General features: G+C 53.0%; 19 protein-coding genes and 1 pseudogene. 10 read left to right on the plus strand and 10 right to left on the minus strand.

Annotated elements, in window-relative coordinates; genetic code table 11:
* On the plus strand, positions 1–1,020 hold a 1,020-nt coding region (locus tag OEL57_RS06360; RefSeq protein WP_300738667.1), incomplete at its 5' end, for a putative bifunctional diguanylate cyclase/phosphodiesterase.
* A 77-nt stretch (positions 1,021–1,097) separates the two neighbouring features.
* Here OEL57_RS06360 and OEL57_RS06365 read toward each other — a convergent pair.
* The gene (locus tag OEL57_RS06365; protein WP_300738668.1) at positions 1,098–2,939 is read right to left on the minus strand and encodes a TIGR04442 family protein; all 1,842 of its coding nucleotides are present in this window, start codon (positions 2,937–2,939) and stop codon (positions 1,098–1,100) included.
* 55 nt (positions 2,940–2,994) lie between these two features.
* On the minus strand, positions 2,995–3,750 hold the full coding sequence (locus OEL57_RS06370) for a GPMC system MBL fold metallohydrolase (RefSeq protein WP_300738669.1): 756 nt from the start codon (positions 3,748–3,750) through the stop codon (positions 2,995–2,997).
* Positions 3,751–3,837: 87 nt separating this feature from the next.
* On the opposite strand from OEL57_RS06370, the gene OEL57_RS06375 reads away from it, so the two are divergent.
* Positions 3,838–4,854, plus strand: a complete 1,017-nt coding sequence (locus tag OEL57_RS06375) for a GPMC system family 4 glycosyltransferase (RefSeq protein ID WP_300738670.1) — start codon at positions 3,838–3,840, stop codon at positions 4,852–4,854.
* A gap of 69 nt (positions 4,855–4,923) precedes the next feature.
* On the opposite strand, the gene OEL57_RS06380 is transcribed toward OEL57_RS06375, so the two are convergent.
* Positions 4,924–5,697 (minus strand): hypothetical protein, encoded by a 774-nt coding sequence (locus OEL57_RS06380; RefSeq protein ID WP_300738671.1) that lies wholly within the window; start codon positions 5,695–5,697, stop codon positions 4,924–4,926.
* 249 nt (positions 5,698–5,946) lie between these two features.
* On the opposite strand from OEL57_RS06380, the gene OEL57_RS06385 reads away from it, so the two are divergent.
* Positions 5,947–6,990, plus strand: coding sequence for a threonine aldolase family protein (locus OEL57_RS06385; protein ID WP_300738672.1), 1,044 nt, complete (start codon positions 5,947–5,949; stop codon positions 6,988–6,990).
* On the opposite strand, the gene OEL57_RS06390 is transcribed toward OEL57_RS06385, so the two are convergent.
* From OEL57_RS06390 to OEL57_RS06400, 3 genes are read right to left on the minus strand one after another with little or no spacing between them, the layout of a single operon-like run.
* Positions 6,970–7,380, minus strand: coding sequence for a chemotaxis protein CheW (locus tag OEL57_RS06390; RefSeq protein WP_300738674.1), 411 nt, complete (start codon positions 7,378–7,380; stop codon positions 6,970–6,972). The two genes, OEL57_RS06385 and OEL57_RS06390, sit on opposite strands and share 21 nt — an antisense overlap.
* Positions 7,377–8,663 (minus strand): methyl-accepting chemotaxis protein, encoded by a 1,287-nt coding sequence (locus OEL57_RS06395; RefSeq protein WP_300738675.1) that lies wholly within the window; start codon positions 8,661–8,663, stop codon positions 7,377–7,379. Before OEL57_RS06395 ends, OEL57_RS06390 begins: the two co-directional genes overlap by 4 nt.
* 10 nt (positions 8,664–8,673) lie before the next feature.
* On the minus strand, positions 8,674–9,558 hold the full coding sequence (locus OEL57_RS06400) for a CheR family methyltransferase (RefSeq protein WP_300738676.1): 885 nt from the start codon (positions 9,556–9,558) through the stop codon (positions 8,674–8,676).
* Between the two features lie 45 nt (positions 9,559–9,603).
* Between OEL57_RS06400 and OEL57_RS06405 the strand changes: the two genes are divergently transcribed.
* Complete coding sequence (locus OEL57_RS06405) at positions 9,604–10,395, plus strand: hypothetical protein (protein WP_300738678.1); 792 nt, start codon at positions 9,604–9,606, stop codon at positions 10,393–10,395.
* Positions 10,395–11,219, plus strand: coding sequence for a glycoside hydrolase (locus OEL57_RS06410; protein WP_300738679.1), 825 nt, complete (start codon positions 10,395–10,397; stop codon positions 11,217–11,219). Before OEL57_RS06405 ends, OEL57_RS06410 begins: the two co-directional genes overlap by 1 nt.
* On the opposite strand, the gene OEL57_RS06415 is transcribed toward OEL57_RS06410, so the two are convergent.
* Positions 11,216–11,971 (minus strand): uracil-DNA glycosylase, encoded by a 756-nt coding sequence (locus tag OEL57_RS06415; protein ID WP_300738681.1) that lies wholly within the window; start codon positions 11,969–11,971, stop codon positions 11,216–11,218. The two genes, OEL57_RS06410 and OEL57_RS06415, sit on opposite strands and share 4 nt — an antisense overlap.
* A gap of 51 nt (positions 11,972–12,022) precedes the next feature.
* Here OEL57_RS06415 and OEL57_RS06420 point away from each other — a divergent pair, with 51 nt between their 5' ends.
* The gene (locus OEL57_RS06420; protein ID WP_300738682.1) at positions 12,023–12,961 is read left to right on the plus strand and encodes a zinc dependent phospholipase C family protein; all 939 of its coding nucleotides are present in this window, start codon (positions 12,023–12,025) and stop codon (positions 12,959–12,961) included.
* On the opposite strand, the gene coaBC is transcribed toward OEL57_RS06420, so the two are convergent.
* Both coaBC and OEL57_RS06430 read right to left on the minus strand, forming a co-directional pair.
* Entirely contained in the window at positions 12,935–14,146 is a 1,212-nt protein-coding gene (coaBC, locus tag OEL57_RS06425; protein ID WP_300738683.1) for a bifunctional phosphopantothenoylcysteine decarboxylase/phosphopantothenate--cysteine ligase CoaBC, read from the minus strand. The two genes, OEL57_RS06420 and coaBC, sit on opposite strands and share 27 nt — an antisense overlap.
* 4 nt (positions 14,147–14,150) lie before the next feature.
* Positions 14,151–14,777, minus strand: coding sequence for an MBL fold metallo-hydrolase (locus tag OEL57_RS06430; RefSeq protein ID WP_300738685.1), 627 nt, complete (start codon positions 14,775–14,777; stop codon positions 14,151–14,153).
* Between the two features lie 90 nt (positions 14,778–14,867).
* Between OEL57_RS06430 and OEL57_RS06435 the strand changes: the two genes are divergently transcribed.
* Together OEL57_RS06435 and rd are read left to right on the plus strand one after the other, a co-directional pair.
* Positions 14,868–15,059, plus strand: coding sequence for a ferredoxin (locus tag OEL57_RS06435; protein ID WP_078788424.1), 192 nt, complete (start codon positions 14,868–14,870; stop codon positions 15,057–15,059).
* A gap of 23 nt (positions 15,060–15,082) precedes the next feature.
* Complete coding sequence (gene rd, locus OEL57_RS06440; protein ID WP_300738687.1) at positions 15,083–15,241, plus strand: rubredoxin; 159 nt, start codon at positions 15,083–15,085, stop codon at positions 15,239–15,241.
* 46 nt (positions 15,242–15,287) lie between these two features.
* Here rd and OEL57_RS06445 read toward each other — a convergent pair whose 3' ends face one another.
* Positions 15,288–16,355: a pyridoxal-phosphate-dependent aminotransferase family protein gene (locus OEL57_RS06445; RefSeq protein WP_300738690.1), complete on the minus strand. Its 1,068-nt coding sequence runs from the start codon at positions 16,353–16,355 to the stop codon at positions 15,288–15,290.
* A 234-nt stretch (positions 16,356–16,589) separates the two neighbouring features.
* Here OEL57_RS06445 and nrfD point away from each other — a divergent pair, with 234 nt between their 5' ends.
* Together nrfD and OEL57_RS06455 are read left to right on the plus strand one after the other, a co-directional pair.
* On the plus strand, positions 16,590–17,798 hold the full coding sequence (nrfD, locus tag OEL57_RS06450; RefSeq protein WP_300738692.1) for an NrfD/PsrC family molybdoenzyme membrane anchor subunit: 1,209 nt from the start codon (positions 16,590–16,592) through the stop codon (positions 17,796–17,798).
* A 42-nt stretch (positions 17,799–17,840) separates the two neighbouring features.
* Positions 17,841–18,120: pseudogene (locus OEL57_RS06455) on the plus strand (4Fe-4S dicluster domain-containing protein); the annotation flags it as partial.

An 18,120-nucleotide genomic window follows, 5' to 3' on the forward strand; every position in this document is an offset into this window, starting at 1 on the left:
GTTACGAAGATCCTTGAACAGCTTGCTGAGCCGTACCAGATTGGAGAACATGAGGTCTATTCCTCTTCCAGCATCGGGATTTCGATCTATCCACGGGATGGACGTGATGCTGAAGAACTCTTGAAAAATGCTGATATGGCCATGTATCAGGCAAAAGAAGCCGGCCGCAACACCTGCCATTTCTTTTCGCCCGAGTTGAACATGCGGGCAACAGAGCGGCTCTTGCTGGAAAACACCATGCGGCGGGCCCTGGAACGGGAAGAGTTTTTTCTGGCTTATCAACCCCAGATGGAACTTAGTTCCGGCCATGTGGCAGGAATTGAAGCGCTGATCAGGTGGCGGCATCCTGATCTGGGCATTGTACCCCCCAATAATTTTATTCCAATTGCCGAAGAAACCGGCCTGATCGTGCCCCTTGGCGAGTGGGTGCTGGCTGAGGCCTGTCGACAGGGTGTACGCTGGCAGCAGGAAGGATACCCGCCATTGCGTATGGCAGTTAACGTTTCAGCGCGTCAATTCAGGCAAAAAAATCTGGGGATGCGTATAGAGAGAATACTTGTTGAAACCGGCTTTAATCCTGAACTGCTTGAGCTCGAACTGACTGAAAGCGCGGTCATGGAAAACCCGGAAGAGGCAATCCTGACCCTGCGCCAGCTAAAAAAGATGGGAATTACACTCTCAATCGATGACTTTGGTACCGGCTACTCATCTCTTTCACACCTGAAACATTTTCCGATTGACCGGCTTAAGATCGATCGCTCATTCGTCAAACATGTGACCCGTGACCATAATGATGCAACCATCGCCGAGGCGATCATCGCCCTGGCCCACAGTATGAACCTGACCGTTGTTGCCGAGGGGATTGAACATAGCGAGCAGATGGAGTTCATGCACCAGCGCAGCTGTGACACCATGCAGGGCTATTACCTGTCACGACCGGTAACCGCTGAGGAATTTGGAACGTTTCTCAAAAGGCTGGGGGAATCAGACGGTAAGGCCCACGGCCTGCTGGGGGAATGAAAAACTGCAACCCTCCTCCCCGCCCCCCCTTGTCAGGGAGGGAGAAAAGAGCGATCTCCCCCCTGACCAGGGGAGGGTTAAAGCCCTTGGCGGATCTGATACATCTCCTCCAGATCCAACCCATTCTGCTCATAGTACTCCCGCTCCAGCTCCTCAACATAGAAGCGATCCAGACCGGCATTGGCCAGGAAATCCTCCCGCAGGACCGCGTTCTTTTCGGCGATGATGGTTGGTAACAGGGACTGCAGGTAGACCGCTTCCTTCTGTATGGTGGTAACCGTCTCCTGAAAGACATGGTCAGGCAGGTTAACGGCCAGTTTTTTGCGGGCCTTCAACTCTTCAAGCACTTCTCGGCGCAGGACATCCTGTTCTGCCTTGGTACCGTAGCTTGAATAGAAATTACGCACCCGGTGTCGTACCAGCTCTAACACCATCAGGTAGAGTCGTTCTTCCTGGTCAACAGCAATCAGACGTGTGTGCAAATCCTCAATCGCCTGCTGTTCTGCCTGAACCAGGGGCAGGCCTTCCATCAAGACCGTCATCTTCATCCGGCCAAAGCGGCCCAGATAGGGGTTATCAAACAGCTCTTTCGCAAACAGCTCTTCAAAACAGCCGGGCTGCAGGTTTTCAAAGGCAGCCCGATGTTCCAGCAGTCCCTGCAACATCTCTTCGGTTATCCGCACATTTTCCATGAACGCCAACTGACCGATCAACGACAGGGTGCTGTCCAGACGATCAAGATAGGTGATGACATAGGAAAAACCTTCCAGCAGGGCTGGATCAGCACCATCCCTGATTTTTTCATCACATTCACGACTGAAATCAAGCATCAGATGATCGAAATGATGATCACGGGCCGCAATGGCCCATTTTTTTGCCTTGATCAAAATCAACATATCGTCACGGTCTATAGAACTGTCAATCTCACTCTGATGCAGAAAGAATCCCTCCAGAATCTGGCGGGTCTGGGCGATATAATCAGCCTCCTCATCGGCTTCCTTCAGATCACGTCCCTTTTTCAACAGTTCATCAAGGGTAAAGAAAAGGGCGCCTGGAATCTTGTTTCGCACAGAAAGTGCTTTCAGGCGATTCAGACGGGCATTTTCAAAGGTACTGATCTCTCCTCTGGCAGTACAACCGATCAGGATACTACGGTACTCATCAACAATCCGGCGGTTCATGGGATGACGGTACATCACATCAATCCGCATCCGTTCCTGCTGGTATCGGTCGATTTGGCGGGCACTTGCCAGGCTTGTTAAACGGGCAAAATCATCGTCGGCAATCTTCTTTGAACGGAAATAGAGTGAGCGGAACAGATCCCGGTAGGCCTTGTGATGGGTGTTGATCAACTTGACAATAAACAGTTGGGCGCCTTCATCCTGCAACAATGGGAACAGTTCATCAACCAGCAGGTCATCCCGTTCTTCACCAACTGCCGGAGTTCGCTTCAGGCCCTTACCCAGCAGACGGACCAGCTCCTGCTGTTGCTCACCCAGCTTACGGGAAAGTCTGGGAGAATGAACCGAAAAGAAGTAGTTACAAACCGCATTACCCTCAAAAAAGACAGTATCGTAGGATTGATGTCCACTGGTTTGCTCACTGAAATGGAGAGCGCCACTCTCCTCTTCAAGGCATGCACCGTTCATAACCAGACGGTTAATGATCTCGGTCTTGGTCAGATCAGAGGTTGGTTGTTCCACCCCGAACATATATTCACAAAAATGGCCACCATTGCCCTCAAAACTGATCCCTTTCTGCCCCAGAATAAACTCATTGCCTGGAGAAAAGATCCTCAACTCATCCTCTTCCTGAACAATATTAAAGAAGTAGCGTTGGTAGGCCTCGGTGCCCACTACCAGCACAAAATACTCAATTCCGTTGGCCAACTGCCCGTGGAGGCGTATGTCCTTCTGCATAATTCCCCCATCCAATTTCAGATCAAAAGATCAGCACCTTGATACTGAATTGGCACTACAGATCAATCACCATGCCATCATAGGCAAACTCTACACCACTCGGCAACTTATGCTCTTCTGCGTGGCTGACTTCATGGGTCAGATGGGTAAGTATCGTCCGCCTGACCTGCAACTGCTGCATGGCAGCAATAGCCCCCTCGATATTAAAGTGAAAGGGATGTGACGACCAGCGCAGGCCATCAATCACTACTGTAGCAACTCCCTGCAACAATGCAAGTGACGCAGCTGGAATAGCGCTGCAATCGGTCAAATAGGCAAATGAACCGATCCGGTAACCACAGGAAACACCGGCACCATGTTCCAGCGGAATCGGAATAACCGGTACCCCGAACAGTTCAAAAGGACCGTTCACTGGCTGAGGCTCCAGCAGGGGGGGGTGGGTTGCCCCCTCATCCTGATGAAAGATATAGCCAAACCCTTTCTGCAAACGCTCCATGGTAGGCGGACAGGCATAGCAGGGAACCACCTGGCGATGCAGAAAATGAAACCCCCGCAGATCATCAATGCCGTTCACATGGTCCGCATGGGCATGGGTAAAAAGCACCGCATCAATCTGCGGCACCGATTCCCGCAACATCTGGCTGCGCAGGTCGGTGGAGGTGTCAATCAGGATATATTTCTCCCCATGACAAATCAGCAACGATGCCCTGCTGCGACGATCACGGGGGTTGGAAGAGCTGCAGACCGGACAACTGCAGCCAACCATGGGAACCCCGGTCGAGGTTCCACTGCCAAGAATAATAATCTTCATAGGACCGGCAGAATAGCAGATGGCCAAGACTCAGGCAAGGCGGTTTTCCCCCTTGCATCAGCCTGCATCAAGCGCCATAATATCATTATGCGTATCGCACTTTTCTGCCCCTTTTCCCAAGGTCCCACCAGAGGCAACATTACCAGCGTGCAGCGTATAGCCCGTCACCTGCAGATGCACGGCCTGCAGACTGACCTGATATCCCTTGATGCGACGGATCTGTCCTTACGTCTGCAAAATCTTATTTCAACGCCACCAACACTGCTGCACGGCTTCCATGCCTTTCATGCCGGTCCACTGACCCGCACCACTGCCCAACAGCTTGGCGTACCCTATCTGATCACCCTGACCGGCAGCGATCTGTTTGACCCTGCCCTGCGCGACCACACAGAAACAAGACAGGCCCTTCACGACGCAGCAGCTGCGACCTGTTTTGACCCGCTTGTTGCAAAGTTGGCCAAACAGGCCTTTCCACAGATATCCTCTAAACTGCACGTCATCCCTCAAGGGGTAGAGCCGTTTCATGACACGATACCCGCTGAAAAATCCACAGATAGTTTTGCAATCCTGTTGCCCGCTGCGCTACGACCGGTTAAAGGGATTGATAGTGCCATAGAGCAGCTTACCCCGCTTGCCCTTGAACTCCCCCTGATGCAGCTTTGGATAGCAGGCGGCGAGCTTGATTATCAGTATGCCGCCACCATTCGCACACAGGTCGCAAAACTGCCGTGGGTCAAGCTCCTGGGTGAGGTGCCTCATCAATCAATGGGGGCACTCTATGCAGCAGCAGACCTTGTTCTGAACAGCTCGCAGTTTGAAGGCGGCATGGCTAATGCCCTGCTGGAAGCGATGGTCATGGGTAAACCGGTGGTGGCCCGGGATGTGCCTGGCAACCGCTCACTGATCTGCCACGGAGAAACCGGCTGGCTGTTTCAGGATGGAAAGGAATTATGTTGCCTGATCAGGCAGCTTGCGGCTAATCCAACGCTACGCAATACGGTTGCAGCTCAAGCACAGCAGCATGTTCTGGCTCAGTATTCTCCCCAACGGGAAGCGGGTTTACTGGCTCAGCTGTACCGGTCTCTGCTACCTGACCAGACGTGAGACAACGCAAAATAAAAACGGGGAGCGCCAGGCTCCCCGTTTCGGTTCTTATTTGATGTTTTTTAAATCTTAGAAGTTGATATCCAGCTGAGTGTTGATAGTTGGCTTGCCACCAGGCAGCATACCACCTTGTGGATTATAAAACGGGTTGTAGAAGTTTGCACCTACCAGCAGAGAGACATTAGGGGTAAAAGCCCAAGAGGCACCTACAGACAATGCACCAAGGGAATTGTTGCCGCTCATGTAGTCAACCGACATCCAGAGCTTGTCGGAAATTTCACTCATGGTGCGGTCCCATGACGCCAACACACCGGTATTGGTTTTCACGCCAAGGTTCTTCTCAGCGCCGTGGTAGCCACCAGCAGAAAAACGGCCCACAACCGGGAAGGTTTTGGCTACCAGACCATAGGCAACGTTACTCATGGTATTGCCCGCCTCGCCACGATCAAAGGTACCAATACCGAACATACCTGCAGCAAAGGCAGGCATCCCTTTAAAGAAGGCATCTTCAGGAATGGCACCCTTAAAGTTGAAATAGATCGGATGTGCGCTATAAATACTGTTGCCGTCATTCAGACTGTCAGTATAGTAGTCAACACCTACTTCCAGCTTAAACTTCTCAAAAGGGAGCACACCGACGGTCACACCGGCATCATAATAATTAGAGCCGGCATCAGGCTTGTTAGACATGCGGATATAGTTATCAATACTTACGTTTACCTCACCAAACCCTTTTGCGTCAGTGGACGGAATCCAGATTTGTCCGGAAAACGTAGCCATTGCCGCGCTACTCATGGACAGGGTCAGAGCTGCTGCCAGGATCATGCTGCGAACTGATTTCATAAAATATTCCTCCTATGGGGTGATTGGCACCTGCGCGAAGCGGGTCAAATGCGCCGTTATTGGCATTGCTGTAACAGTAAGCGTGCCAATAATGAGCACAAATCAAGTTACAGATATTTAGCATTTAATTACAATAAGTTACGAACAAGATCAATGTGAGCCTGATGCACTTAATCGCACTATGCTTCCCCGGCATGACTATTAATTCATCATCTGATGCCGCATTGTACATCATTTCGGAGACGCCTCATGCCCAACTATCTTGCATTTGCCAGTGACAACTATGCCGGAATCTGCCCGGAGGCTTGGCAGGCCATGGCAGAGGCCAATTCCGGCTTTGTCAGTTCCTATGGTGACGATCCCTGGACCGCCAAGGCCTGCAGCCTGATTCGGGATACCTTTGAAACCGACTGCCAGGTGTTTTTCGTCTTTAATGGCACAGCAGCCAACTCACTGGCCCTGGCCTCGCTCTGTCAGTCCTACCACAGCGTGATCTGCCATGAACTGGCCCATATTGAGACTGACGAATGCGGAGCTCCCGAGTTTTTCTCCAACGGCACCAAGATCCTGTCTGCACCTGGAGCAGACGGCAAACTTGACCTTGCTGCTGTTGAGCAGTTGATTACGAGACGCTCTGACATCCACTATCCCAAGCCACGGGTGCTCTGCCTGACACAAGCCACAGAACTGGGTACCATCTACACCCCGGCAGAGGTGGCAGCAGCAGGTGCGTTTGCCAGACAGCACGGACTGCGCCTACAGATGGATGGCGCCCGCTTTGCCAATGCCGTTGCCTCACTGGGCTGTCACCCTGGCGATATCAGCTGGCGTGCAGGGGTTGATGTTCTCTGTCTGGGTGGCGCGAAAAACGGCATGGCAGTGGGAGAGGCGGTGGTCTTTTTTAACAAGGATCTGGCTGAGGAGTTTGATTATCGCTGCAAACAGGCTGGACAACTGGCCTCAAAGATGCGCTTTCTGGCAGCTCCATGGACCGGGATGCTGCAAAATAATGCATGGCTCAGACGAGCAGCCCACGCTAATCGCTGCGCCCAGGCCCTGGCAGAGCAGCTTCCGGGGATACCGCAGGTAGAGCTTATGTTTCCGGTTCAGGCCAATGCGGTCTTTGTCAGCATGCCGCAGACCCTGATCGAATCACTGCACGGGTTGGGCTGGCATTTCTACAGCTTTATCGGGGCAGGAGGAGCCCGGTTGATGTGTTCATGGGCAACTGAACAGAGCGATATTGAGGCGTTGGTGGAGGATATTCAAAGGTTAGCGAGCCATGGCAGCTGATATTTCCTGAATCAATTCAACCGCATCCAGCAGCTCCGCCTTTGTATCAGGCGTTATCAGCCAGGTTCCATAGCTATCCTGTTCAAGTCTGACCGGTGCTTCCAGTACGACACTGAAAATCTGGCCAACCTGTAGTGCCAACCCACCTATCCGTAAATCCAGCACCACCAGTTTCTCCGGTGCAGGTTCCGGTTCTTCTCCCAGATACCAGGAAAGGTCTATCACGGCTGCCACCACTCCGGCAGAACGGGTAGCACCAAGACACCAGACCGGGGCACGGGGTACCGGTGACAGGGTTCGTAGTTCACTGACCTCAGAAACCTGCTCAAGCGGCAATGCGTACCTTCTGCTACCAGCCTGCATGAGCAGGAAACGACGCACCTTACTCATACAGTTTCCACCAGTGCTATGTCCTCTTCCAGCGTAAAACGCCGCACAAGCCGCTCCAGTTCATCGGCCAGCTGAGTCAACTCTCTGGTTGCCAGAGCCATATCCTGCATGGCAGCCAACTGTTCTTCTGTAGCTGCCGAAACCTCTTCCGTGGCAGCAGCATTATCATCAGCCACCTTGGCGATCTCATCAACGGCATGCACCATCTTGCCGGAACTCTCAAGCTGCATCTGGGAAAGGTCGGCAATGCTGTTGGCCCGTCGCTCGGTCTCCTGCACACTGGTAATAATCTCAACAAAGGCACCCGCCGTAATATCAACATTTTTCTTGCCTTCACGGATGGTGCGGGAGCTTTCCATCAGGCTCTCATGCACCTTCTGGCTTTCTTCCCGCAGAGTCACGATTAGATCATTAATCTCTCCGGCAGAGTGGGAGGTGCTGTCTGCCAGTTTGCGCACCTCATCTGCCACCACGGCAAAACCTTTACCATACTCGCCGGCCCGTACCGCCTCAATCGAAGCATTCAGTGCCAGCAGATTGGTCTGACGGGCCACCTCACCAATAAAATCAGCCACCTTGCCCACCCGCTGCAGACGATTGTTAAGTTGATCAAAACTGTTGCTGAGCGCCTCAATACGTTCAAAAAAATCTTTCATCAGCAGCAAGGCATCACCGGCCAGATCAGAACCACGCTGGGCAGTCTGGCTGGTTTCACGGGCACAGCGGGAACTTTCCCGCGCCCTGGATGCAATCAACTCGATCGATATGGCGGTTTCCTTGATGATGCGTGAGCTACGCTCCACCAGTTCAGCCTGTGTCTCGGCTCCATGGGAGATCTGCTCAATAGCCCGGGCCACCTCTTCAGTAGAAGCACTGATCTCCACGGCTGTGCCGTTAATCTCTTTGGAGGCGCCTGCCAGTTTTGCTGAACTGCTACGGATATGCCCCACCAGATCCCGCAGGTTCTGGATCATCTGGTTAATGGCGGCGGTCAGCTCGTGGGTTTCATCAGGTATACTGGTGGGTGGCAGTTGAATATCCCAGGAAAGGTCCCCCTGGCTGACCTCATGGGCAGACTCTGTGAGTATACCGATATTGCGGGCGAATCTTCGTGAAAAAAGCCAGCCCATGATCAGGCCCACCGTCAGGGCCACCACAATGGTCAAAAACCGTGTGACATCGGGAGAATAGCCAAGTGCTGCCACAACCGGCGGTGCAAAGGCAACCACTGCCACAACAGCAACAAAGCCGAGAATAAATTTATATCCCAAGGGTACCCGCATGGTCATCTCCTCATCTGCGAGAGTAAATTCTTTCTGTTGGGTCAAGGGTGGCAAACCTGGACCGTAAAGGAGCCGGCATGCTTTCTGATTTGCCAAGCACCAGTATACCATCCTGCGGCAAAATATCCGCAAGGGCTTGCAGAATTTTTTCCTGAGCAGGCCGATTAAAATAAATCAAGGTGTTACGACACAACACCAGATCTGCCCGTGGGTAGTTAGCAACCAGTTGCAGGTCCATCTGCCTGAATCGGACCAACTGCTGCACTTCAGGGCAAAGTTTGAAGAAACCGCCCTGTTCTATAAAGAACCGCTCTCTGCGTGCTGCAGAAACGACACGCAGCGCCGGTTCTGCTTCATACAGCGCAAGTTCTGCCTGAGCCAGCGTACGGCGGTCGATATCTGTTGCCAGAATATCAAACTGCTCCCACGCCAGCTGCTCGCCAAATGATTCTACAAGCAGTAGGGCCAGAGAATACGGTTCTTCTCCGGCAGAACAACCGATACTCCAGATCCGCAGTGGACGACCAGCAGTGCGCTGCACAAGCGCTGGCAGTACAGTAGTTTGGAGCGTCTCAAACAGAGTAGGATTCCTGAAAAACTGGCTGACATGGATTGACAGAGACGTAACCAGCCTCTCCCGTTCTCCGGCATCTTCCTGAAGATAGCGCAGATACTGTTCTACATCCAGACAACCACTACGCCTGATCCGGGCGGCAACGCGTCTCTTGACGCAGGATTCTTTATAGGCATCAAACAGCGGTAGTCCGGTCTGCCGGGCCAGCAGAAGAAGAATGACCTCAAGCTGATCACACCGCAGTTCCGGTTGGACTACCTGTTCCCCAAACCGCTCCATCAGCACTCCATCCGAGATACCATTGGTGAAAAACTTGATCACTGTTGTACCATGCAGTATCCTCACTCGCAACTGGACTGAATGATTATGAACCATCAGGATACCGATACGGCTTTTGATGATCTCCGACTGGTACACCGCGGGCTGAACGGCAGCAAGGAAGAGCTGTTCCGGCTGTTTGAACGGCCAACGCCGGACATCCTGCGGGCAGCCTTGCGCAACCCGGCCCTGGATGAAGCCCACCTGCTGGCGTTACTACGCCACACAGGCCTGCACCCGGATCTGTTCACCCTGCTGCACCAACAGCATGAGCCCCCTGCCGGTAACTATCAGGTGCTTTTTGCGCTGGCGCAACATCCAGAGGCTCCTCCCCATATTGTCAGCACCCTGCTGCCACGACTCCACCTGTGTGATCTTCTTAAACTCAGCTGCCTGCCAAGCATCCCCCAGGACCAGAAGGTGGCTGCTGAGCGCGCCATCATACAACGGATCCCGACACAACCCCTGGGAAACAAACTTACCCTGGCCCATAGAGGCACTGCAACTATTGTTGAGGCGTTACTGAAAGAGGGACAGCCCCAGCTGGTGGCTGCCTGTCTGGACAACCCCCACCTTAAGGAGGGGGCTATCCACCAATTTCTTGCCTCTGCTGCCGCCACTGCCGAGACCATATCCCGAATCGCCCGCCACACCCGCTGGCAGCACCGCCCGGAACTGCAGCAGGCCATTTTGAAAAATCCCCGCACGCCGACCATCTGGTTTACTCTGTTTTTACCACGGCTGCCCCGTTCTGTGGTCCAGAACCTGGCCATTTCGCCACGACTTACACCACCACAAAAACAACTGGTTACTGAAGCACTTGGAGGTAAAAAACTGTGATGACCCTACGCATTGGCATTCTGCTACTATTCTGCGGCTGCATTTGCCCACTGCAGGCCATGGCTGCAGTTCTGCCCGGTTTTGCTGTTGCCGGAAAACCGGCACCGGTATTTAACACCCCGCAATCAGCCGGACCTCAGGCACAACACCACAAAGATCACTGTGGTCAAGTGCGACAACTTGAATTTATCGCCCTACCCGGCACTGCATTTGAGGTGGTTGCTGTTCCAGCTGGTACACCTGCGGTACTGGAAGTGCGTAGCAACGACTACCAGGCACCACCCGGCACTCGGCTGTATGTTGCGGCAGAACTGCTGACCATGCACCCAACAGCACCACCTGCGCGCAAATCGCAACTGCCTGAAGCATCAAAAATCATGCAGCAGCTGCGTACCGCTGTGGGACTACCCTATATCTGGGGCGGCAACCTGCGTGGCGGTGTCATCCAGGCCGGACAGCTACGGTTTGCCGGCCTGGATTGTTCCGGCCTGCTGTATGAGGCCACCGATGGCTTTACGCCCCGCAATACCGAACAGCTGGTAAATTTTGGCAGTGCAGTTTCCATTGAGGGCAAAAACATCCCTGAACTGCTGCAATTGCTACGTCCCCTGGATCTGATCGTCTGGAAAGGGCATGTCATCATTGTACTGGATCAAAAAACAGCGGTGGAAAGTATTCTGAACTGCAGCGGGGGCAGGGACGGCGTTGTAATAACCCCGCTGGAAAAGCGGATGAAGCAGGTGCTGAAACAACGTAGACCAGCCAACAGCTGGCCTGCCGGTGCCGGTAAATCAACACATTTTGTGGTCCGCAGGTGGATTTAAGCTCTTTTCTTCTTCTCTGGCACCGGCAATTTCAACTTACGCAGCACTTGCTCCATATCACTCCAGACATCCCAGTAATGCTGCTTGTTTTCCTTGTTATGGAGCAGAAAAGATGGGTGAAAGGTCGGCATCACCGGGATACCGTGCCAGCTGTGGAACTGCCCCCGCATCCGGGAGATCGGCTCCTTGTTCTCCAGCAGCGTCTGGGCTGCAAAGGTACCCAGGGCCACAATCACTTCTGGTTTGATGATTTGCAGCTGTTGCGTCAAAAACGGGGCGCAGGTATTAATCTCGTCTTTATGGGGATTGCGATTGGCAGATGGGCGGCACTTGATCACATTACAGATATAGACCTGTGCCCGCTTTAACCCCATTGCCTCAATCAGACGGGTCAAGACCAGGCCTGCCTCCCCCACAAACGGCTGTCCCTGTCGATCCTCATCTGCACCGGGAGCCTCGCCCACAAACACCAACCGGGCCTTTTCATAACCTGCTCCAAAGACCAGGTTGGTACGCCCGTGGGAAAGATCACAGCGCTGGCAGTCCCCGATTCTCTTAAAAAGCTCATCAAGCGTCTGGGGTCTGGCTGTTGAGAACTGCGCTGGCTGTTGCTGTTCGGCCTCCCGCCCCCTGGACAGCTCAGACTGCTGTAGCGCCACCTCAAACGGCAGGCCGTCAACACCGCTCTCTTCCAGCTCTTGCAGATATTCTCGCACTGAAGCATACATGATCTGGGGGTGCAGCCTGTTCATGACACAAACCTCATCTTTGCTTTTAGCTCATACAACATGTATGCTGAAGCCATGCCTCTGCTTCTTTTGACATTGCTGGTGCTTCTACTCTTCCCGACCCTCGCTTTTGCCTGGGGTGGTGGTACCCATCTGGTGATTGGCCTTGACGTACTGTCCCGGCTCCAGCAGTTACCGCCACAACTGGCCACCCTGCTGGGAAGCTACGCCAATGACTTTCTCTACGGGTGCCTGGCTGCTGATATCATTGTGGGCAAGAAACATACCCACTACCTGCTGAACTGTCACCGATGGCGAATTGGTGCACGTCTTCTTAAATCCGCCCAGAGTGATCCGCAGCGGGCCTGTGCCTACGGCTATCTCTGCCATCTGGCTGCTGATGTGGTGGCCCACAACTACTATGTACCGTACAAGACCATCCGCTCCTTCTCAACGATTGCCCTGCGGCATACCTACTGGGAGCTGCGCTTTGAAGCATTTGTCGAGCCGCGCATCTGGAAGCGGGCAAAGGAGATCTGTCGGACCGGCCTCCCCCATGATGATGCCCTGCTGCGCCACGTCATGGCCCCGACCCTGTTTTCCTTTGGCAATAACAAGCGGATCTTTAACTCAATTCTGCTGCTTTCAAGGCTTGAGCGTTGGCAACTGTTGATCAAGGCACTTTCCACCCGCAGCCAGCACAGCCTGACCTTAGAAGACCATCAAGAGTATCTGAAATGTACCATGGAAGTGGTAATGGACCTGCTGATCCACGGTGAGGATTCCTTCTGCTGGTCGGCTGACCCTACCGGCGAGGCTGCCCTGGAAGTTGCCCAGGAGATGCGTCGTCACCTGCGTTTTCTATACAAGAGTGGCCGCTTTACCCGTGAGGAGGGGATGGAGCGGGTTGAGTTCATCAAACCGACCTTACAACGGTCAATCCACCACCCTGAACTGCTGACGATCCTGAAAGACGCCTGCCACGAATCAAGCGCACCCTTTATTTTGCAATAACTCCACCACCCGATCAAGAATCAGCTCTGCCAAGCGTGTCTTACTCATCAGTTCAAGCGATTCCACCCTACCATCACGGTAGAGCAGCCGTGCAATATTGGTGGCCACATTGAATCCTGCCCCTTCCTGACTGACATCATTAGCCACAATCATATCAAGGTTCTTGGCAGCCAGCTTGGCTGCTGCATGGGTCTGCAGATCTGTGGTTTCTGCGGCAAACCCAACCAGCAAGGGCCGTTGTCCCAGCTGACCAAGCTCGGCCAGGATATCCGGATTTTTCTCCAGTTCCAGAGTGAGTGTTTCACCAGACTTTTTCATCTTTTCGCCATTGCGCAACACAGGCCGGTAATCCGCCACTGCTGCTGCCTTGATCACCACGCTGCAGTCGGCCACCCGCGCCATAACCGCATCATGCATCTGCTGTGCAGACTCCACCTGCACAAATTCCACCCCTGCTGGTGGCGCAAGGCAGGTGGGGCCGCTGACCAACACGACCTTTGCCCCACGGTGACGGGCCGCCTGTGCCAATGCATAACCCATCTTGCCTGAGGAATGATTACTGATATAGCGTACCGGATCCAGCTCTTCCCGGGTTGGTCCGGCAGTAACCAGGATGGTTTCACCGGCAAGGTCATCACCTGCAAGCAAGGCACAGGCCTCATCAAAGATCCGTCCTGGCTGGGCCAGACGCCCGCTCCCCTCCCAACCACAGGCCAGGCTGCCGCTTTCAGCATCAACAAAGTAGTAGCCATGCCTGCGCAAACGGGCTTCGTTCTCCTGATAGAACGGATTCTGGTACATATTCACGTTCATAGCTGGAGCCAGCAGTACTGGCGCCTTGGTGGCCATGATGGTTGTGGTCAGCAAATCATCGGCAATGCCATGGGCAATTTTACCAACAACATTGGCGGTGGCCGGCGCAATCAGCAGCAAATCAGCCCGGTCAGCCAGTGAAATATGCCCGATCTCCCGCTCCTGATACAGGTTAAACAGTTCTGTTGAAACAGGATTACCGGAGAGGGCCTGAAAGGTAAGCGGGGTAACAAACTCTGTTGCCGCACTGGTCATAATAACATGCACCTCGGCACCGGCCTTGGTCAGCAGCCGCAGCAGCTCAACAGCCTTGTAAACGGCGATGCCGCCGGTTACTCCCAGTACAACCGTCTTTCCAGTCAGTTCTGTCATGGTTTTAGTCCAGATACGGGTTATGGCGTTTTTCATGGCCAATGGTGGTGGTAGGGCCGTGACCGGGATAGACCTGCACCTGGTCAGGCAGGGTAAAGAGACGGTTCTTGATAGACTCCACCAGTTGTTGATGAGAACCGCCCGGCAGGTCAGTCCGCCCGACACCGTCGGCAAAGAGGGTATCCCCGGCAATCAGCTTGTTTTCTGCCTCCAGATAGAGACAGCAGCCCCCCTGAGTATGACCGGGTGTATGGATTACCTGCAGTCGATGGGTACCAAACGTAATCAGCATACCATCTTCCAGCAGCCGGTCCGGCTGAGGTGAATTTTCCCCCGGCAGCCCGTACATGGCTGCCGTCTTGGCCACCCGCTCCAGCATCGGCGCATCTGCCTGATGGATATAGAGCGGTGCTCCGGTGGCCTGGGCCAGTTGGCGATTAGCCCCAACATGATCAAAATGACCATGGGTATTGATAATTGCTGAAATAGAAAGACCACGTTGCTGCACCTGGGCAAGAATACGCTCAGCATCATCGCCAGGATCCACCACAACCCCCTGCCCGGTCTCTTCGCATCCCAGGATTGAACAGTTAACACCCAATGGGCCAACAACTATCGTATCAAACAACATATCAATTCACCTCTTCGGGACAGATCTTGATGATGCTCACTTGCTGCAGCAAAAGTTTGGTGCTATGGTTTTCAAAAGGAGGTTCCAACCATGGCAAAAAATGCGTTTGTTGATCCGGACTGTTGTATCAGTTGTGGACTGTGTGTCAGCATCTGCCCCGGAGCATTCAAGTTCAACGACTCAGGCAAATCAGAGTGTTATAACCAGGATGGTGCAACTGAAGCTGAAAAACAGTCAGCCATTGACGGCTGCCCTGTCCAGGCGATCAGCTGGTCTTCCTGACCACCACAAAAAGGAGAAAACCGATGCAAAAGTATGTCTGTACTATCTGCCAGTATGAGTATGATCCCGCTGCCGGAGATCCTGACCACGGCATTGCCCCCGGCACTGCCTTTGAAGATATCCCGGACGATTGGTGCTGCCCACTGTGTGGGGCCGGCAAGGATGTCTTTGAAGCTGTATAAACAACTAACCCTCCCCAACCCTACCCTGACAAGGGGGGTTGGGGGGTTAACCTTTTAACTCTCCATCCAACACCACTAAGAATTCTTCCAATTCAGCCGGTTGCAGATCACCCATATGGGCAATTCTAAAGGTTTTGCCCTTGATCTTGCCGTAGCCATCATCAAAGGCATACCCTTTTTCACCCAACTGCTTTTTAATTGCTGCCAGATCGACACCGCGACTGTTTGCCACACTGGTTAAGGTTACAGAACGGGCTCCTTCAGGGGCAAACAGCTCAAAGCCGCGCTCAAGCACCCAATTGCGGGTTCGTTCTGCCATGGCGCTATGCCGTGCCCAACGGGCATCCAACCCTTCTGCAAAGAACCGCTGCAACTGGCAATCAAGCCCGTAGATCAGTGAGATGCAGGGGGTTGAAGGGGTATTATCCTTGTCATCATTGGCGGCAAACTCCATGAAATCAAAATAATAGCCACGGTTCTCAACGCTTTGTGCGCGCTGCAACGCCTTTTCGGTGGCGGTAAAGATAGCCAGACCTGGTGGCAGCGCAAAGGCCTTCTGTACACCAAAGATACAGCAATCAATCCCCAGCTCATCCAATGCAATCGGCATGGCGCTCATGGATGAAACCGTATCAACAATAAACACGACATCAGGGTATTTACGCATCACAGCGGCAATCTCCGGTAGCGGTGATAGTACGCCGGTGGAGGTCTCATTATGGATCATGGTGATACTGTCATACTTACCGGTTGCCAGAGTTGTATCCACCAGATCTGCGGAGATCGGCTGTCCCCAGGGCACCTTGATGGCATCGGCCTCTTTGCCGCAACGCAGGGTTACATCATGCCATTTATCAGAAAAGGCGCCATTGCAGAAGTTGGCACAACGCCCCTTGACCAGATTGCGGATTGCTCCTTCCATGGCGCCAAAGGCACTGGAGGTGGACAGGAACACGCGACTTTCGGTCTTCATCAAACGCTTCAGATTCGATTTTATCCGCCCGTGCAGTTCAGCATATTCTTTCATCCGATGACCGATCATCGGCTGTGACATGGCAGCGAAAACCTCGGGAGCCACATTTACCGGCCCAGGGATAAACAGCTTTTTACTCATTAGTGCGCTCCAAATTGCATGTAATAATAGGCTGTTTGCCTATAGCAGAGCAGCCATCCAAAGTCAAGGCAGCCTCAATGCAACATTCGTGCAACCAAAGCTGCAACGCGTGCAACTACCCACAATCCTGTTGCTTTTCTCATTATTGCGTGCTAGTTACTGTAGGAATGCAACATTCAAAAACTTGAATCTGTAGCCTGACTCAGAATTCAGATAACAAAGGGGAATCGACGTATGGCACATCACCACACCACTCCATCTCTCAACGAGCTGGTCACCGGGGTAGCTAACCGGCTCAAGACTGCGGGGACCGGCTTCTACCTGATGGTCTTCATCTCTCTCTGCATGGTATTGGCTGCTACCGGCCTGGGACTGATGACCATGTTCAAAGGTCATGAGGCCTATTACAATGTCTACCGTGAGGTGCCGTGGGGTGTCCTGATTGCAGCCTATGTCTTTTTTGTGGTGACCTCAACCGGCCTCTGCCTGGTCTCTTCTATCGGTCACGTCTTTGGAATCAAGGACTTCATGCCGATTGCCAAGCGCTCGGTGTTTCTGTCCATCGCCACAATCCTTTCGGGCTTCTTTGTGATAGCCTTTGAGATCAAGATACCCTGGAGAATGGCGATTTACAACGTAATTTCACCAAATCTCACCTCCAACATCTGGTGGATGGGCACCCTCTACGGCATCTACCTTGCTTTCATGTTTGCCGAGTACATCTTTCTGCTTCTGAATAAACATAGACCTGCTGTGATCTGCGGCTTCAGCGGGTCGGTTGCCGGTATTGCCGCACACTCCAACCTGGGTGCCGTCTTTGGCCTGCTGATGGGTCGCGAATACTGGCAAGGCCCCTACATGCCTATTTATTTCATTGCATCGGCCATGATGACCGGCTGTGCCGTTATCATCTTCTTCCACATCATGGGCTACAAGCTTAATAAAGAGCAGATGGCGCCTGATATGCAGAGGGCACTTGAGGTAACCACCAAGATCGGTATTCTTCTAATCACGGTCATCCTGTTTTTTACCACCTGGAAACTGATTGCCGGAGCAGCCGGCCAACCGGGCGGCGCCTATCCGATTGTCCACTCCGAAGTTGTCGGTCACCATGCCTTCATCTTCTGGTTCTTCGAGATCCTGCTTGGCATGGTTGGTCCGCTGGTTCTGTTCATTCTCTCAAAAGGCCGTAACCTGAAGTTGATGCTTATAGCCTCTTTATCAATGGTGATCGGTATCTTTGTAATGCGCTACAACCTTGTCTACCTCGGCCAGTCCCTGCCGGTTTACTACAGCCTGGGTGTGAATGAATTCAAGGAGATGCTCAACTATTTTCCTTCCATCTATGAATGGGTTATCACAGCTGGCGGATTTGGACTTACCGCCCTGCTGTTCCTGATCGGCGAGAAGGTATTTGACGGTCACAAGGTTGAAGACCATTAAACTAAAAAGTACACTACATACTCTATTACGAGGATTTCACCTATGAATACACATAAAGATTTTAGTAACCTGAAAAACGAAGGGGTCGAGAACGTATCCAGCCAGGAACGCCGGGATTTTCTAAAAATGGGTATGGCCATCACCGGCATCTTTGCTGGCGGCACCCTGTTTTCTGCTATCTCAACCTTTAACCGCGCCCACGCCTCTGACTTTGCAAAGAAGTACCCCTACAAGCCGCACTACAGCATGGTCATGCAACAGCATCGCTGCATTGACTGCGAACGCTGCATGGAAGCCTGTGTGGCTACTAACAATGTACCGT

This window comes from Trichlorobacter sp., from assembly GCF_030247655.1.
Classification (GTDB): Bacteria; Desulfobacterota; Desulfuromonadia; order Geobacterales; family Pseudopelobacteraceae; genus Trichlorobacter.

What these genes read in the sequence shown, in the direction of transcription:
- OEL57_RS06435 (WP_078788424.1), top strand. Translation starts at nt 14,868, where the DNA reads ATGGCAAAAAATGCGTTTGTTGATCCGGACTGTTGTATCAGTTGTGGA.
- OEL57_RS06390 (WP_300738674.1), bottom strand. Translation starts at nt 7,380, where the DNA reads ATGAGTAAGGTGCGTCGTTTCCTGCTCATGCAGGCTGGTAGCAGAAGG.
- rd (WP_300738687.1), top strand. Translation starts at nt 15,083, where the DNA reads ATGCAAAAGTATGTCTGTACTATCTGCCAGTATGAGTATGATCCCGCT.
- OEL57_RS06395 (WP_300738675.1), bottom strand. Translation starts at nt 8,663, where the DNA reads ATGCGGGTACCCTTGGGATATAAATTTATTCTCGGCTTTGTTGCTGTT.
- OEL57_RS06445 (WP_300738690.1), bottom strand. Translation starts at nt 16,355, where the DNA reads ATGAGTAAAAAGCTGTTTATCCCTGGGCCGGTAAATGTGGCTCCCGAG.
- OEL57_RS06385 (WP_300738672.1), top strand. Translation starts at nt 5,947, where the DNA reads ATGCCCAACTATCTTGCATTTGCCAGTGACAACTATGCCGGAATCTGC.
- OEL57_RS06370 (WP_300738669.1), bottom strand. Translation starts at nt 3,750, where the DNA reads ATGAAGATTATTATTCTTGGCAGTGGAACCTCGACCGGGGTTCCCATG.
- OEL57_RS06405 (WP_300738678.1), top strand. Translation starts at nt 9,604, where the DNA reads ATGAACCATCAGGATACCGATACGGCTTTTGATGATCTCCGACTGGTA.
- coaBC (WP_300738683.1), bottom strand. Translation starts at nt 14,146, where the DNA reads ATGACAGAACTGACTGGAAAGACGGTTGTACTGGGAGTAACCGGCGGC.
- OEL57_RS06420 (WP_300738682.1), top strand. Translation starts at nt 12,023, where the DNA reads ATGCCTCTGCTTCTTTTGACATTGCTGGTGCTTCTACTCTTCCCGACC.
- nrfD (WP_300738692.1), top strand. Translation starts at nt 16,590, where the DNA reads ATGGCACATCACCACACCACTCCATCTCTCAACGAGCTGGTCACCGGG.
- OEL57_RS06375 (WP_300738670.1), top strand. Translation starts at nt 3,838, where the DNA reads ATGCGTATCGCACTTTTCTGCCCCTTTTCCCAAGGTCCCACCAGAGGC.
- OEL57_RS06365 (WP_300738668.1), bottom strand. Translation starts at nt 2,939, where the DNA reads ATGCAGAAGGACATACGCCTCCACGGGCAGTTGGCCAACGGAATTGAG.
- OEL57_RS06430 (WP_300738685.1), bottom strand. Translation starts at nt 14,777, where the DNA reads ATGTTGTTTGATACGATAGTTGTTGGCCCATTGGGTGTTAACTGTTCA.
- OEL57_RS06410 (WP_300738679.1), top strand. Translation starts at nt 10,395, where the DNA reads ATGACCCTACGCATTGGCATTCTGCTACTATTCTGCGGCTGCATTTGC.
- OEL57_RS06380 (WP_300738671.1), bottom strand. Translation starts at nt 5,697, where the DNA reads ATGAAATCAGTTCGCAGCATGATCCTGGCAGCAGCTCTGACCCTGTCC.
- OEL57_RS06415 (WP_300738681.1), bottom strand. Translation starts at nt 11,971, where the DNA reads ATGAACAGGCTGCACCCCCAGATCATGTATGCTTCAGTGCGAGAATAT.